Origin of the sequence: Streptomyces sp. NPDC047017, from assembly GCF_040644175.1 — a bacterium.
In the GTDB taxonomy this organism is placed as follows: Bacteria; Actinomycetota; Actinomycetes; order Streptomycetales; family Streptomycetaceae; genus Streptomyces.
The window spans coordinates 1-15,035 of the sequence record NZ_JBEYVW010000029.1 but is presented as its reverse complement, the minus strand read 5'-3'; the positions used below and the strand labels follow the sequence as shown (position 1 = coordinate 15,035).

Genomic DNA, 15,035 nt, shown 5'->3' with positions numbered 1-15,035 from the left:
GGCCCGGGGCGTCCCGAGGGCGCCCGCGGAAGGCAATTAATCCTCGGCTCATTTACGGGACGGCTCTTGTTTCCCTGACGGAAACAGGGTGCCGGAGAATAATGCCTGCGAATTCGAATTCGCGGTGCCGAATTCTTTGGGAGCCTGCCGAGAATGGACCGCTCTACCCTGTCGAGGGCCGTTTTCCCCGGTGCCCCGGAGTCCCGGCCCGGACGGGCCGCCGCGCTCGCCGCGCTGCTCACCGTCACCGCCTTCTGCGCCGCCGACGCCGTCGCCCGCAGCTACCCCTTCGGCCCGCGCACCCGCAGCGTCAACGACCTCGGCAACCAGTACGTGCCGTTCCACGCCCACCTGTGGGACCTGCTGCACGGCCGCGCCGACGGCGGCCTGCTGGTCAACTGGCAGTCCGGGTACGGCTCCAGCTTCCTGCCCGACCTCGGGACGTATCTGAGCAGCCCGTTCGCGCTGCTCGTGGCGGTCTTCCCGCGGGACGAGATCGACCTCGCCGTCTACGTGGTCACCGTGCTGAAGACGGCGTGCGCCGGTGCGGCCATGGCCTGGCTGCTGCCGCGGCTGCGCCCCGGCCGGTGGTGGGCGGCCGGGCTGCTGGGCGCCGCGTACGCCCTGTGCGGCTGGACCCTCGCGGACGCCGCCTACAACCCGATGTGGCTCGACGGCCTGGTCGCCCTGCCCCTGCTGTGCCTGGTCGGCGAGTGGACGCTGACCGGACGGCACCGCCTGGCGGGCGTCCTGGTCGTGGCGCTCGCCTGGATCGCCAACTTCTACACCGCGTACATGGCCACGCTCGGCGCCGGCCTGGTGCTGCTGCTGCGGCTGTGGCTGCTGGGCCTGGAGCGCCGCCGGGCGCTGGCCGTCGCGGGCCGGGCCGCGGCCACCGTCGCCCTCGGCGTGGGGCTGTCCGCGCCGCTGGTGACGGTGATCTACTACGGCACCAAGCACGCCTACCCGGGCCGCGTCACCCACTTCGCCCCGGTGGGCACCGAGGACCTGCTGGCGCGGCTGCTGCCGACGACGTACAGCTTCAGCAGCCCCGCCCTCTTCGTGGGCACCACGGCACTGCTGCTCGCCCTCGCGCTGCCCTTCCACCGGGCGGCCCCGGGGCGGGTGCGCGCCGGGTGGCCGGTGCTGGTGGCCCTGGTGACGCTGTCCTTGCAGTGGACGCCGACCCATCTGGCCTGGCACGCCTTCGCCACCCCGAACGGCAGCCCCTACCGCCAGACCTTCGTCCTGTGCGCGCTGCTGGTGATCACCGCCTGGTACGCGCTCTCCTACGGGGCGCCCGGCCCGCGCGCGCTGGGCGCGGCGGGCGCGCTGCTCGCCGTGATCGCCGCCGCCGCGAGCGGCAGCGGCGTGGTGCGCTCCGTCGCCTGGCCCGTGCTGGCCCTGGGCGCCACCGGCGCCCTCGGCGGCCTCGCCCTCCTCGCCCGCGCGGAGCGGGGCGGCCGGAGCGGGCGTACGGCGGCGGACGACCCCGCCGAGGCGGACGGCGACGCCGGCACCGGGACATCCGACGCCCCACCGGGCCGCGCCCCCCGCCCGGGCCGCCACCGCTCCCTCCTCGTCGGCTTCGCCGTGCTGCTGCTGACCGGCGCCCAGCTCGGTGAGGCCACCGCCACCTCCGCCGTGGCCACCCGGCTGCGCCTGGCGCACCTGGACGACTACGCGCCCTGGGGGAGCAGGCAGCGGACGCAGGCGGACGCGATCGCGCGGGCCGACGGCTGGCCCCGCTACCGCACCGACCCCGGCCGGGAGCAGACCGTCGGCAACGACCCGTTGCTGGTGGGCGGCGAGGGCGCCCAGTACTACAGCAGCCTGACCGCCGACGTGCTCAGCCGGATGCTCACCGCCCTCGGTGACGGCTGGACCTCGCGCGGCCGGAGCCTGCAGAGCCTGGACAACGACGTCACCGACGCCGTCTTCTCCGTGGGCGCCCGGGTGCACTCGCCGCCGGACCCGCACCAGAACTGGTACCCGCCGGACGGCGAGCGGGTGACCGTGTCCCGCGAGGAGGTGCCGCCGCTGGTCACGGTGCGGCCCGCCGCCGCGCCCACCGCGCACACCGGGGTCTCGGCCTTCGGCCCGTCCCCGTACCGCAACCAGGAACTGCTGCTGGGCGCCCGCGTCTACACCGTGCCCCGCCTCACCGTGCGCACCGCCGCGGGTGGCCGGCCCGACCCCAGCGACGACGACCGGCCGGGCCTGCGCATCGGCGCCCCGGCCCGCGGCACCGCCGCCGGGCGCGGGCCGACCATCACGGCCCGGTGCGCGGCGGGCGACGAGGTGTACCTGTGGGCGCCGCACTTCTCCGGCACCGCGCGGCTGGCCGGCGCCGCGGCCGCCGCCCCCGTCGGACGGTTCCGCTCCGACCACCCCGTCACCAAGATCGCCGCCATGCAGCGGCTCGGCACGGTCCCGGCCTCGGGACAGGTGCGCGTCGACCTGTCCCCGAACCGCACCGGCACCGTCCCGGACGGCGCGGTCGGCTGCCTGGACCCCGCCCGGCTGCGCACCGCCGTGCGGCGGCTCACGTCCACCGGCGCCACCGAGGTGCGCGTCTCGGACGGCACCGTCCGGGCGCAGCTCCCGCCCGGCAGCACGGGCACCGCCGTGCTCGCGGCCCCCCGGATCGCCGGCTGGCGGTGCGCCGCGGGCGACGGCCCGGCCGAGCCCGCCCGGCAGTTCTACGGGCTGATCGCCGTGCCCCTGGACGGCTCCGCGACCAGTGTGACCTGCACCTTCCGGCCGCCCGGCCTGCGCCTGGGCGCGGCCGTCGGCGGTGCCTCGCTCCTGATCCTGGCCCTGCTGGGCGCCCTCGCCGCCGTCCGCGCGCGGCGCGCCGGCGGACGCCCCCTGCCCCGCCCGACCACACGCCCGCGCGAGCGCACCACCAGCGCTCTCTGACCGCGCCCCCCGGGGGAGACCATGCTCATCTCGATCGTCGCGCCCTGCTACAACGAGGAAGACGTCGTCGAACGCTTCCACGACGCGGTCCAGAAGGTGGCGGACGAGCTGCTGCCGCTCGGCCACGACATGGAGTTCGTGTACGTCGACGACGGCAGCCGCGACCGGACCCTGACCCTGCTGCAGCGCCTGGCCGGCCGCGACCCGCGGGTGCGCTACGTCTCCTTCAGCCGCAACTTCGGCAAGGAGGCGGCCCTGCTCGCCGGCCTGCGCCACGCCTCCGGGGACTCCGTGATCGTCATGGACGCCGACCTCCAGCACCCGCCGGAGCTGATCCGGCGCATGGTCGAGCTGCGCGACCAGGGCTGGGACCAGGTCCTGGCCCGGCGCAGCAGGGACGGCGACCGCGTCACCCGCACCCTCACCGCCCGCCTGTACTACCGGCTGGTCAACCGGCTCGTGGACGTGGAACTCGTCGACGGCGTGGGCGACTTCCGGCTGCTGTCGCGGCGCGTGGTGGACGCGGTGCTCGCCCTGACCGAGTACAACCGCTTCTCCAAGGGCCTGTTCGCCTGGGTCGGCTTCCCCAGCACCACCTTCGAGTACCGCAACGCCGTACGCGAGCACGGCCGCAGCTCCTGGACGCTGAAGGCCCTGCTCAACTACGGGCTGGACGGGCTGCTGTCGTTCAACAACCGGCCGCTGCGCGCCGCCCTGCACCTGGGCATGGGCCTGCTGCTGTGCGCCGGGGTCTACACGGCCTGGATCGTGGGGGCCGCGCTCGTCAACGGCGTGCAGACCCCCGGATATGTCACGATCATCACGGCGGTCACCGCGCTCGCCGGTGTCCAGATGGTCATGCTCGGGGTCATCGGGGAGTACACCGGCCGGATCTACTACGAGGTCAAGGGCCGCCCGCACTTCCTGGTGAAGGAGAGCAACGTGGAACGGACGAAGGACCTCATTCCCTGATGCGCAACGCGATGGCCCGCCCGATGCCGCGGCAGATCCTGATCTTCGCCGTGGTCGGCGTCATCAACACGGCCACGTACTACGGCCTGTACCTGCTGTTCCTCATGCGCCTGCCCTACCTCCTCGCGCATGTGCTCGCCTTCGGGCTGAGCATGATCGGCTCGTTCTTCCTGAACGCCCGCTTCACCTACCGCACCCGGCCCACCTGGCGGAAGTTCCTGCTGTTCCCGCTCACCAACGCGGCCAACTTCCTGATCACCACGGCGGGCGTCTACGTGATCGTGGACGTGCTGCACGCCGGGAGCCGGTTCGCCCCGCTGCTCGCCTCGGCGGCGGCGATCCCGGTCACCTTCGTGGTCTCCCGCTGGATCATGCTGCCCAAGACCGACTGTGACCGAGACCTTTAGTTGGCACATCTCGGTCTGAGCTGTGCAGGTCAGAGCGAGGTGGAGAATTCTTGTTGGCACATTCTGAGCGGGATAGTTGGCACCTCAAGGGCATGCATGCTCACTGTGGGTGATTGCCGAAGGTGTTGATGTTGATGATCTGTCCAGCGCCTGAGTCGATGTCCCGGGCAAGTCGCTGCGCGTAGTTGGTGAGGAGTCGGCGCAGGTCCGCGTAGTGACGCAGTGGATCGGGGCGGGAGAACTGGAACCATGCGGTGTTCCGCCGCGCGGCCCACTCTTGCTGGATCTCGGTGGGCTGTGCGGCTTCGAGTGGGCGGGGAGCGAAGAGGTGCTCGCCTCGCGTGATGAGCGTCCAGATGAACACCGAGGCGTCCTGGCGCTTGCGGTCGTCGGTCCGGGTGCGGGTCTGGGTGCGGACGGACGGGAGTTCATTGAATAGCGCTTCCCAGGAATCGATGCTGAGCACCCATTCGTGAAGTGCTTGTCGCCTGCGCTGGTAGTCAATTGGTGGTTGACGTCGTGCTTGCAGTTCTGAGGCAAGAGCGCGAAGGGCGTTGTCGACCTCAAGGGGGTTGCATCGCGTCCATGCTGAGCGCCGGGTCTCCCGTCCAGTGAGTAGATGTGTCTGGACGGGAGCGATCCCGAGGAACTCTGCGGCGTCGTCGTAGGTTCCGCCCTTGGCCCACTGGACGAGTCGGACGGCCGCGGCCCTGCGCACGGACTTGACTTCCGAGCCCGCGCAGCGGGCCAGGTAGCGCTGATACCAGTCGGGTTCCAGGAACGCCGGGATGTGCTCGGGCTGGTAGCCGCTTCGGAGCGGTCCTCGTGTGCCTCTGCGGCCGCCACTGACCTGGGGGAACGTCCGAGTGACGGGCTCAGCGACCTGGCGGAGTCGCTCGGAGCAGTCGCTCTTGTGTCTGTCGTAGAGAACGGCCCATGGTGTTCGGCTTGAAGGGCTGCCGAAGGCAGCGCGTGTGAGATCCGAGATGAGGTCGGGCAGGTCGTCTCTCGAGAGCAGGTGGTCTGCGGCCATGAGCAGGGCTCCGCAGGCAATGGGGTCACGCGGTGGCGTGTCGTGGACTTGTTGGTTGTATCTCCTGCTCGGACTGTCTTGCATTTTCCGCGAGTTGGCGTCGATTCGCTCAGCGGTGTCGGCGTCGAGGAGGTCCCGGCTGTGAGGCCATGTCGCGTTGATCAGTGCGGTGGCCAGCCGGAGATCGGTGAAGTACTCGGACGTGTCCGTGGTTCGAGTGGGCGATTCCAGGCGGTCGCGCAGGAACTTCTGGAAGCGGATGATGTCCGCGGTCGGTTGTGGCTGGTCACGCGCAGAGGCGGTGAGGTGGTCGAGTCTGCCGGCGCAGGCGAAAGACTTCCTCCTCGGTGCGGCAGTGTTGACCGTCCACCGGCATTGCGCTGGATGCAGCGTATGGTCGTTGGCTCGTTGGAGCAGGGGGCCTTGTGTGTCGTGCGGCTGACCGCAGTGCGGGCATTCCGCTTCCAGGTAGGTCCGGTGCTCGGTGCAGGCGAAGATGATGGGCAGGTGCCAGAGCTTGAGCCAGGGCCCGCCGTGCAGTTGTTGGACCCTGGTGCCGTCGCCCGCCAGGCAGGATGGGCAGAAGCGGGGCGAGCCGACGTAGAGCCATGCATCTGGCCTCATCAAGCGCCCCAGGTCGGGGAGGGACCGGGCGATCGGCGGGTAGCGGTCTCGCCACTGCGCCAGCGTCAGAGCGGAGACTTCCCCGGCCGTCTGTCCCGTGAGCTGGGCGAATGCGTCGATCTGAGGACTGGGAAGGTCCAGCAGCAGACTGCCGGGGAAGTGATTTGGGTTGGCGCCGTCCTTGATCCAGCCTGCCGCGCGAATCAGGTGGAGAGGCGAGAGGCCGAGACGGTGCCCAAGCCGCAGCATGTAGCTGACCAGGGACTCTCCGGGCAGAGGTTCGAGGCTCCGGGGCAGTGGATGCATCGTGGCTTCACCCGTCAGGCGCCTGCGCGGGCGGCCGGGCCAGCGTCATCGAAGACGGTGTTCCGGGGGCGCTTCGCCGGTGTGGTTTTCTTGTCAGCGGTCGGCGGGCCGGCCGGGATCACGGGCTCGTCCGGTGCCTGTTCGGGCGCGTCCCGTCGGAGCACGATCTCGTCCAGCAGGCTCTCGTCGATCAGTTCTTTCTCGGACTCCATGGCCTCTTGAGCACCGTCTTCGAGCAGGCGTCCCAGCAGGCCGATGACACCGCCGGTTCGGCGCATCAGGTACTCCGGCATGGTGCCGTCAGTGAGCATGCCCGCCTTCGCGTTGGAAAGCCGCAAATGTTGCTCGATTCCCTCCAGGTGATCGACGAAGGCCTGGATCTGTTCCGGGGTGGTGTAGCGGAAGCGGTCGATCTCGATGAGTTCGAAGCGGTGCTCGGTCTGGGTGATCTCCAAGCCGTGGATGCGGGTCGACTCCAGCGGCGGCATTTCCCACTGCCGGGTCTTCTTGTTCCACGTGGCCTCGCGAAGCAGCCCAGTGCCGGGGATGTTGACGCCGGTCAGGATCAGGGTGACGTCCAGGCTCATGAAGGCCCGCATCAGGTCGAGGACGTCCTGATCGTCGGCTCTGTGCATCCGCAGCCGGCTGATGTCGTCCAGGATCAGCGCTTTGACGCCGTGGTCGTGGAGGGAGTCGGCGACCTGCCGTACCAGTTCCGGCAGCGTGGCCGACTTGCGGGTCTGGGCGCGGAAGAAGGCCAGGATCGATACGCAAAGGCTCTTCGGGGTCGCGGTCACCGGGGTCGAGACATAGACGACCGGCGCATGAAGGTCCCGAGTGCCCGGAATGGCCCCGGGGTTGAGGTGGCTGTGCAGTTCCAGCCACTGGTCTTCGAAGACGGCCCCGGCTGAGATGACAGACGCGGTTTTGCCGTAGTTGCCCCAGCCGCTGATCATGACGCCGGCGCGGGTAGGGTCGTTCTTCTTCCTCGTGTTGCCGCTCAACCGGCGCCGGATCAGCCTGCCGACCTTGTCGTGCATCGGGGTGTCCTGCAGGGGGAGGTTCGCGTTCGTCAGCTCTCGGTAGAGGTCGTAGTCGTACTGGCGGCTCTCGGGAAGCATGGACCACTGCTTCGGTGAGATCACGGAGGCAGGGACGAGCAGATCGCAGTGGGCGCGATAGTGCTGCCAGCCGGCGTAGGTGTCGAGGGATGGGCGGCTGCCGAGGATCAACTCGGCGATCCTGGCTCGTGAAGGCAGGCCCTCCACCGAATCGTCGTGCGAGAGAGCTTGGGTCACGTGTCGTCCTCTCGGACAGTTGTGTCGGCTTCCGAGTCGTCGGAAGGCGGAAGCCGGAACATGCGACGCCGGTTCAGGGCTGCGTGCAGCGTTGCTGGGGCGACGGGCCTGGTGCCGGCGAGTGCTTCTTCGCGTCGCCGACGCCGGTCGGCGTCGACCGCGTGGTCGATCGTGCGGGCGTGCTCGGCCCAGGCCGCGGGCATTTCGGCCGGGATCTGCTCGTCGGCGGGTGCCGGTGTGGCAGGGCGGTCGGCCGCGGCGGCCTCTGCTCGGGTGATCTCGCGGGCCTGGGCGACGCGTCGCTTCTTCCCGGCCTTCTTCTTGGCCTGGCTGGGCCACTGATCGACGGGGGTGACCGAGCCGAGGATCCCGAGCAGATGCTCCAGGAGCTCGCTTTCCGAGTGGATCCTGATGTTGTTCGCCTTCACGTGCGCCAGAAGGGCGCCTGCGGTCTTGTCCGAGAAGGCGGGAATCTCGCCGTCGGGAGGCAGTCCTCGCCAGCGCAGGATGTGCCAGGTCTCATGGTCGGCGTCGTCTTGGAGGAACACCTGCCGACGGTCCCTTCGGTCGCTGCGGACCACCCATTGGCGCGCGTGTTTGCCGCCTCGGGCGGAGGGCTGCTGGAACCGCGGCTCGTCAAGGACCGGGTCGTGATACCAAAGCCCGAGGATCTTCACGCCGCGACGCGGATGGATCTTCACGTGGTGCTTGCGCAGGACCTTGTAGTAGAGGCTCGGTTCGGGGAAGTCCAGGTCGAAGCCGCCCTGTTCCATCGCCGCGGCGAACAGCGTGTTGGGGCTGTGATCCTCGCCCGGCGCCCAACTCGGGGCGTATTCGCCGAGTTTGCGGTTCTGCCAGATCTGGACGATCCAGGTCGCGATGATGTGCTCGGCCTGTGCGAGTGTGAGGCTCGCATCGCGTTCCGGGTCGGCCCCGCGGTCCGCGACGTCACCGCCGGTGAAACCCAGCAGGTGTTCGAAGAGCATGGTCTGGACGGTGAGGAACTGGCGCTCGACCGCGAACTTGTCGGTCTGGCGCAGGACGCGGGCAGGAAGGATCCGGCAGCCGATCTCCCGCTCGGCCTCCACCAGGTCGTGGTTCTTGTAGGGGCCGCCGTGGTCGGTGGTGACCGTCTCCGGGGCGAAAAACGGCAGGGCGGCGACCCGGTGCCCGGTGAACTCGGCGATCACGTCGGCCGGAGCGCCGGCGTAGGGCCACTCCATGTCCTCGCCCCAGCCGTCCCGCATCGGAAGCGGCAGCATCACGTCCCTCAGCAGCATCGCGACATCGACCGAGGTGTCGGACTGCAGCGTCAGCCGGAAAGCCGGCAGCCCGTGCGTGTAGAGATCGAGCGCGAGGGTGAGCGTCGCGGTGACCGCATCACCGAAGACGGTCTCGCGCAGCTTCACCGGCATCGGGGTCGAGTCCAGCACCAGAACCTGGCCCGGCCGGTGGACCACCACCCGGCCGGAGACCCCGGCCTCCGCGGCGGCCTCGGCCGTTCGCCCGTAGCGCGGCCGGGCTCCGCCGGGTCCGAACCACTCCTCCCAGACTGTCGCGAACGTCCAGCGGGAAGGGATCTTCTCGGTCGGGAAGGCCGGGAACCGCTCGCGCATGTACTGGTGCATCAACCGGTGCCTGGCGGCCAGACTCAGGCCGGCGCGTTCGCGGCACTCGGCCTTGACCGCGAAGATCGCCTCTCGGACCTCCTCGGTGATGCTGCGGTGCCCGCTGCGTCGCCGTGTCCAGCGCCCGTCCGCGCAGGCCAGCAGGAGACTGTCGCCCGACAGTCCCGACAGACGCATCAGCGTCCGGTAGCTGAGGTGCTGCAGGCCGAGCCGGACCGCTTCCGGGCGGGGCATCGCCTCCATCTCCGCAGCCTTCGAGCGGCGGCGCTCGGTCAGCGTCGTGCGGTCCGGGTCGTAGGCAGGGCGGGGCTCACCCGGCAGGGCCCGAGCCGGGTAGCCCTCCCGGAACCCCGTCTCGGCTTCCAGCACGTGCGCAGCCCGCAGTCGGGCCCGCTCCAGCTGGTCCTGTGTCAGGTCGGCCAGGGTCCTCGGCTGCTGGGCGACTGGCGACGGGTGCCCCGGCTCTCGGGGCTTCGGCAGGAGCCGCAGGTCGGGATGGTTGATGAGCCAGCGGAACGAGCGGGTCTCCGCGCGGCCGTCGTCGTCCGTGAGGACGAGCCGGCCGTACTGACCGTGGACGGCTTCGATCGTCCACTCGATGCCGTTGAGCGCGACCCGCCTGCCCGGTGCGATCTGCAGGAAGCCCCTGGCTGCCATCACACCGCCCAGATCAGCGAGCTGTCCCGCAAAGGACTGCCCAGGTCAACGCCGAGCTCGCGGTGCCAGAGCAGCCGGACGATGTTCGCCCGGCCAACGGCAGGCACGCTGGTCGAGTCCGCCAGCTCGCAGAACGTCATCATCCGTCCCGGCCGCCCGCCGATAGCGGTGAGCAGTTGGTCCCGCATGCCGAGCAGGTCCCTCGCCGGCCGCCGGCGAGAGGACAGATGATCAAGGACGCTCCAGACATGCGGACGCCAGCCCGCGATCACCGAGTACCGCCAGCCGCAGGCGGCCGCCACTTCCCTGGCCGCCGCGAACTTCAGTGCGTCCTCTTTCTTGATCAGCTTCATCGGCCGGACGTCCAGCAGCCACATCCCGCCGTCGATCACAGCTAGGAAGTCCGGGATGTGCCAGGGCTGTCCGCCCACATGCTCGAAGTCCAGCCGGAACGGCTGCGACAGAACCTCCGATGCCCTCAAGAAGTCCAGCGCGACCAGCAGGCGCATCTCTTCCAGCGACTCGAAGCCGTGTTGCCTGCCTGTTGAGACCATCACCTCCAGGCCGGGGCGATGCCGCTGCTTCGCCCGCCATGTGAACCCCCGCATCGGACGTGACGACAGCACCGGCACGTGCGCCATGTCTCGGATCGGCCAACAGACTTCACCAGCACCCACCCGCCATGACGAACTCCACCGACGAGGCCAGTCGTCATCGAGCCGTAGCCGATCCCGCTCGGTGACATCCCCGTCATACTCAATGGCCAACTGGTCAAGGTGACTTGACTCCGATGGGATCACTGCCCTCGTTGCGCCGCCCATTTATCCACGGCAGCACCCTCTGCCCAGAGATGGCGACCCTTCTTCGAAATTGACCACAATTTGGCGTGGAGCGTCGAATGTTTGCGACCCAATGTGCTCACTTTCTTCGCTTGTCCGATCGCGAAATGACATAGAGCGGAGCCAGGGACTGCCCTGCAGCCATCGCAAAGGGCCTTGATCCAGGTGCCGTGTTGGTCGCCGTGGAAGCGGGCGCGTCCGGGCTCACCACAGGCTTCGCAGGTCTTCTCCGCTTCGAGTTCCGCGGCTTCGGCAAGGCGGCCGGCGGTGTCGGCCCAGGTGTCGTCGAACTCGCCGTTGTCGCCCCGGTCCGTGACGTTCTCCTCGCCAGTGCCTTTCTCGAAAACTCGGCCCCTCAGCCCCTTCGCCGGTCTCAGGCGGCAGGCCTGTGACCAGGTGGTTTCCCGGTCCGTTCCTGCCGCGTAAGCGGTGTAGCCCGGTGGTGCTGGAGACCATCGCCCACCGGGCTACGCCCGAAGGGTCAGCTTTCGTCGTCGTCCGAGATCGTCACCAGGGAGTGCGGTGCGGTCTTGAGTGCGCAGTCCCGGATGTGTTCGGGCAGGGCGCTGAAGGCCTGCGGGTCGTCGGGATAGTTGTTGTAGAGCACGGCGAGGAAGGCTTCCAGGGTGTCCTCGCGGTCCGGCTCTGCCCATTCGGTGCGCTCTGCGATGCGGCGCCCGACGTGATGGCTGATGCCGGAGTGCTGCCTGCCGTCGGCCGTCTCGTTCCTGCCGATCAGGCCGTCTAGGTGTTCCTTGGCCTTCGGGGTGACGAACGCCTCGACGTCTCTATAGGTGCGGGCCTGGACGTAGGTGCGGATCCGGTCGGGGGAGATGTGGTTGTACTGCAGGTGCGCCACGGTCGTGCCGATCATCAGATGGAAGTGCTCCAGAGCGTCGGTCAGCCGGTACAGCGCGATCCGTGCCCATTCCGCGTAAGTGTCGGCGTGATAGGCGTGCATCAGCACGTCGCAGAAATAGCGGTTGATCTCGCTGATGTGGTGGCGCACGAGCAGCGGGAGTTCCGCGGGCATCGGATCGTCCGCCTTGAGCTTGTCGGGCACGAACTCCTCGTGCTCGACGCGGCCGAGGTGCTCCAGACGTTCACGCCGGACGTCGGCGAGATGCGCAGCATACGGGCGGCCGTCCGCCTCGCGGCGGGCCTTCGCCGCCTGCTTGTCACGGTGGTTGGGGTTCATAACGCTCGTGTCCCTTCGTGGCGCGCACATCGTCCCGTGACCTGGTGCGCGTCAAGGTACGAGCCAGCACCGGTGATCTGCGTCGCTGCCCTGCCACTTTCGGCGTTTGATCGTGTGTCCCGCTCACGGGGCAGGACGCACTGGAGCCGGGGCCGACGCAGACGGCGGCCCACGCTGAGCAACGAGCCAGAGTTCCTGGTGTCACGCCCGTGCAGCAAGAGCCCTGCCGGCGACATGACGGCGCGTCCAATCGGGTACGGGCGGCGCGGTTCCGAATGTCGGACACCGATCCGCGCCGTAAGGCGGCGTAGCGTCCCGCTCGACGCAGCCGCGGAGACCGGCTGCCGGTCGAAGGGCCCACCCCGGACGGGCCCGCCACGGGCCAAAGGGTGCGATACCCAGTCTCCTCGCGACAGCGGCACACCTATGACGGCTTTCCCCTTGTGCTGACCGGGCAGCGAACAACACCAGGGAGAACTGCCATGCCCTACGTCCGCGACAAAACCCACCGCGCCGCCTGTCGCCATCTGCTCGGTCTGTCCCACAACGATCTGCATCCGGTACTCGACCGCAGCGGCCGGATCGTCCTGGGCACTGCGGATCAAGGGCAGCAGGCCTTCCAGGCGATGCTGCACACCTGCCTGTTCAGCCGCGATCGCGAGCACCCCCTTGACCGTATGGAGGGGCGGAGCTTTCCCGACCTTCTGCTCTACTTCGGCGGCCTCAGCTCCCGGCCGGATCGCCTCGTCCTTCGGCTGAGCTGCGCCGCCCGCATCGCCCGCTTCCTGCTGCCCACCCAGCGCACCAACGATGACGGCACGATCGAGCTCACCGGCCTGCCCGGGCTGCGGCTGGAGTCGGTCGGCAAGCGATGCCTCGTCCTACGCCACCTGCCGACCGGCTCGTGCCTTGAGCTCCTGGATACCAGCGGCCATTTGGGCCGATGGGACCTTGCGCTGCTGGACGAGCCCTTCGAGCGACAGCTCCTCAAGAACGCCCCACTGCTCACGCCCACCGAGACGAACCTCGCCCACTACTGGACCCCCGTCGCCTGCACCCCGCTACGCAGTGCCCTGCTGACGCGGGCGTATCTGTGGTGGAGCTGCTGGGGGCATGAAGGCACCACCACCCCGGCTCACCGGCCTGATGGCCGGTACTGCGTGCGCTGGGCGAATGGCCGCACCACCGACGAGATCGGCGTGCTTCTCACGGACTCACCCATCGCCATCACCGGCTCCACCTACACCCCTCCGGCTGCCCGAGGCGACCGGGGGGGTACTGCGCCTGGATGACGGCCTGGTCGAGCTCGACGGCCCGGGCGCACACCCAGACGGCGGGTAAGACCCGCCGGCGCCGCACTTCTCCCTCGCCTGCTCGCGGCCCAGCAGGAGTGGCGAGAATCAAGATGAGGCGGCATGGACGGTCGACTAAGAAAGGCCGTCGACCTGCTGCGTCCGGGCATGCTCGAGCACGGCCCTCGGGAGTTCGGTGCCGTACCCGCGGGTTTTGTTGAGGAGCTTCGTCAGGCCGGCGGGGGCGTGGTCCCAGTGGTCGGCCAGGCTCACTCGCGTACTGATGTCGTCCATGAGCTGGGAGATGACCCAGGCGGCTTCCGTGGGCCGGTCCCCTCCGCCGGGGCCCCACCACAGGTGGTCGCCTGGGGTACACGGCCCGGGATGGATCCGGCCGTCCGTGGTCTGTACCCATACGGTGTCTTCCAGGATCACGGACTTGAGCTGGGCGCCTTGGTCCTCTAGCTGCAGTGGGGCCAGAAAGACCCAGGTGCCCTCGCGGGAGGATCCCTTGCGGACGATGGGAATGCCGGTGGTGCGGTCGGTGTGGAAGGTCACGTCGTGGGCGTCACCGGCGAGGACGGCGTGTACGGCGGTGGGTGTGCACGCCGTGAGCTGCTGCCCCCATCGGCGGGCCGCGGGGCCTCGCAGGCGCACTTCGGTGCGCGGACCGTACGGCAGGAGATCGACGGCGTAGTTCATTCCGATCTCCATGGGTTCGTAGGCTTCGAAGAGCTGGCTGGAAGCGATGGTGCGCCAGCCTGCAGCGAGCAGATCACGGTCATCGGTGCGGGGCAGGGGGTAGCCCTCAGTACGGTGTCGGGCCGCAATGAGGAGCGGGTCGCCATGGGGGTGCCCACCGTGTTCGGCGAAGATGCGAATCTCGCTGTCGAGGCTGTCGATGTCGTGATTGCGCAGCGAGTTGGCCAGGTCCACAAGTGCCGTCTTGGCGGCGTCATCAGGCCATCGGACGGTGGCTGCCTGCCGCAGGGTGGTCTCCTTCTCGTCGGGCAGGACTTCGGCGAGGGTGACGGGTGCGCCCGGCGACCACTGGCTGATCACGTCGGAGCGTCGCAGCGCACGGGGCCACCAGGGCAGCGGCTGGCCGACGAGCCGGGTCGCAAGGCCCCACTGGGTCTCGTACTCCAGGAACGGCTGCGCGGTGTCGGCCGCGATCAAGGCCGGTCCCGAGAATCCGATATCACCGAACAGGGCGCATACGGTGATCACGCCCTGAGCTCCGAAGTCCTCGGCCAGTTCTTCGGCCATAGCGCAGGCTGCGCCATGGCGAGTGGTGTGGACGATGCGCACGATGCCGAGGTCGGTGTCCCAGTCCATGGCCGGGCCCTGCGAGGTGGGCTGGAATCCGAGCCACTTGCCGGGCGCGACGGACCGTGTGTCCAGGGCAGGATCAAGCAGCACGGCTCCTCGCTCACGAAACCGGCTTGAGCGGGCGGCCCAGATGTAGACCGAGCCGCCGTCCCACGTCACGGGCGGCTGCTTGCCGAGTGCCTGGTCGAACAGGTCGTGATGATCCCGGGACCCTTCAGGGAAGTCTTCGTCTTCCTCCAGCAGTCGGTCCAGCTCACCTTTGTCCAGGTGGAGGAGCTTCTCCACCTCGTGCCTGCGCAGGTACGCCATGTTCCGCCCGGCCAAGTCGCCCTCTCCTTAGTGCAGTTGCTCCTCGCTGGCGTGCGTGCGCCGACCGTGTCCGCCACCGGACCTCGATGGGCCGCATCCATGAAATGCTGCGACCGCCAGCTGCTAACGAGTTGGTGCGTGATAGCGGGTGAGGCGTGTTCGGCCTTGCCGTGGCCGGTTTTCAGACGTTGACAGTGCGGTCGGAGACGAGGCCGGCG

10 protein-coding genes are annotated in these 15,035 nt (G+C 69.2%); 4 read left to right on the top strand and 6 right to left on the bottom strand.

Annotation, left to right across the window (positions count from 1 at the left end; genetic code table 11):
• Positions 1-153: 153 nt before the first annotated feature.
• From ABZ858_RS34355 to ABZ858_RS34345, 3 genes are read left to right on the top strand one after another with little or no spacing between them, the layout of a single operon-like run.
• On the top strand, positions 154-2,922 hold the full coding sequence (locus tag ABZ858_RS34355) for a YfhO family protein (RefSeq protein WP_361387895.1): 2,769 nt from the start codon (positions 154-156) through the stop codon (positions 2,920-2,922).
• A 21-nt stretch (positions 2,923-2,943) separates the two neighbouring features.
• Complete coding sequence (locus tag ABZ858_RS34350; protein WP_361387892.1) at positions 2,944-3,894, top strand: glycosyltransferase family 2 protein; 951 nt, start codon at positions 2,944-2,946, stop codon at positions 3,892-3,894.
• On the top strand, positions 3,894-4,301 hold the full coding sequence (locus ABZ858_RS34345; protein ID WP_361387889.1) for a GtrA family protein: 408 nt from the start codon (positions 3,894-3,896) through the stop codon (positions 4,299-4,301). Before ABZ858_RS34350 ends, ABZ858_RS34345 begins: the two co-directional genes overlap by 1 nt.
• Before the next feature lie 100 nt (positions 4,302-4,401).
• On the opposite strand, the gene ABZ858_RS34340 is transcribed toward ABZ858_RS34345, so the two are convergent.
• The 5 genes from ABZ858_RS34340 to ABZ858_RS34320 all read right to left on the bottom strand — a co-directional run bounded on the left by ABZ858_RS34340 (position 4,402) and on the right by ABZ858_RS34320 (position 11,884).
• On the bottom strand, positions 4,402-6,264 hold the full coding sequence (locus tag ABZ858_RS34340; RefSeq protein ID WP_361387886.1) for a TniQ family protein: 1,863 nt from the start codon (positions 6,262-6,264) through the stop codon (positions 4,402-4,404).
• A 14-nt stretch (positions 6,265-6,278) separates the two neighbouring features.
• A complete protein-coding gene (locus ABZ858_RS34335; RefSeq protein WP_361387883.1) occupies positions 6,279-7,562 on the bottom strand; it encodes a TniB family NTP-binding protein in 1,284 nt (427 codons plus the stop codon).
• The gene (locus ABZ858_RS34330; RefSeq protein WP_361387880.1) at positions 7,559-9,847 is read right to left on the bottom strand and encodes a transposase; all 2,289 of its coding nucleotides are present in this window, start codon (positions 9,845-9,847) and stop codon (positions 7,559-7,561) included. The genes ABZ858_RS34335 and ABZ858_RS34330 overlap by 4 nt, the downstream gene beginning before the upstream one ends.
• Positions 9,847-10,488 (bottom strand): TnsA-like heteromeric transposase endonuclease subunit, encoded by a 642-nt coding sequence (locus ABZ858_RS34325; RefSeq protein ID WP_361387877.1) that lies wholly within the window; start codon positions 10,486-10,488, stop codon positions 9,847-9,849. The genes ABZ858_RS34330 and ABZ858_RS34325 overlap by 1 nt, the downstream gene beginning before the upstream one ends.
• 679 nt (positions 10,489-11,167) lie before the next feature.
• A complete protein-coding gene (locus ABZ858_RS34320; protein ID WP_361387874.1) occupies positions 11,168-11,884 on the bottom strand; it encodes a hypothetical protein in 717 nt (238 codons plus the stop codon).
• 482 nt (positions 11,885-12,366) lie between these two features.
• Here ABZ858_RS34320 and ABZ858_RS34315 point away from each other — a divergent pair, with 482 nt between their 5' ends.
• Positions 12,367-13,176, top strand: coding sequence for a hypothetical protein (locus tag ABZ858_RS34315; protein WP_361387871.1), 810 nt, complete (start codon positions 12,367-12,369; stop codon positions 13,174-13,176).
• Between the two features lie 135 nt (positions 13,177-13,311).
• Here the strand turns inward: ABZ858_RS34315 and ABZ858_RS34310 are convergent, their stop codons facing one another.
• A complete protein-coding gene (locus ABZ858_RS34310) occupies positions 13,312-14,832 on the bottom strand; it encodes a hypothetical protein (protein ID WP_361387868.1) in 1,521 nt (506 codons plus the stop codon).
• Between the last annotated feature and the right edge of the window lie 203 nt (positions 14,833-15,035).

Bases quoted from the DNA above. Each gene is read 5' to 3' on its own strand.
- ABZ858_RS34315 (WP_361387871.1), top strand. From the start codon at position 12,367: ATGCCCTACGTCCGCGACAAAACCCACCGCGCCGCCTGTCGCCATCTG.
- ABZ858_RS34330 (WP_361387880.1), bottom strand. From the start codon at position 9,847: ATGGCAGCCAGGGGCTTCCTGCAGATCGCACCGGGCAGGCGGGTCGCG.
- ABZ858_RS34355 (WP_361387895.1), top strand. From the start codon at position 154: ATGGACCGCTCTACCCTGTCGAGGGCCGTTTTCCCCGGTGCCCCGGAG.
- ABZ858_RS34350 (WP_361387892.1), top strand. From the start codon at position 2,944: ATGCTCATCTCGATCGTCGCGCCCTGCTACAACGAGGAAGACGTCGTC.
- ABZ858_RS34345 (WP_361387889.1), top strand. From the start codon at position 3,894: ATGCGCAACGCGATGGCCCGCCCGATGCCGCGGCAGATCCTGATCTTC.
- ABZ858_RS34325 (WP_361387877.1), bottom strand. From the start codon at position 10,488: ATGGCGCACGTGCCGGTGCTGTCGTCACGTCCGATGCGGGGGTTCACA.
- ABZ858_RS34320 (WP_361387874.1), bottom strand. From the start codon at position 11,884: ATGAACCCCAACCACCGTGACAAGCAGGCGGCGAAGGCCCGCCGCGAG.
- ABZ858_RS34340 (WP_361387886.1), bottom strand. From the start codon at position 6,264: ATGCATCCACTGCCCCGGAGCCTCGAACCTCTGCCCGGAGAGTCCCTG.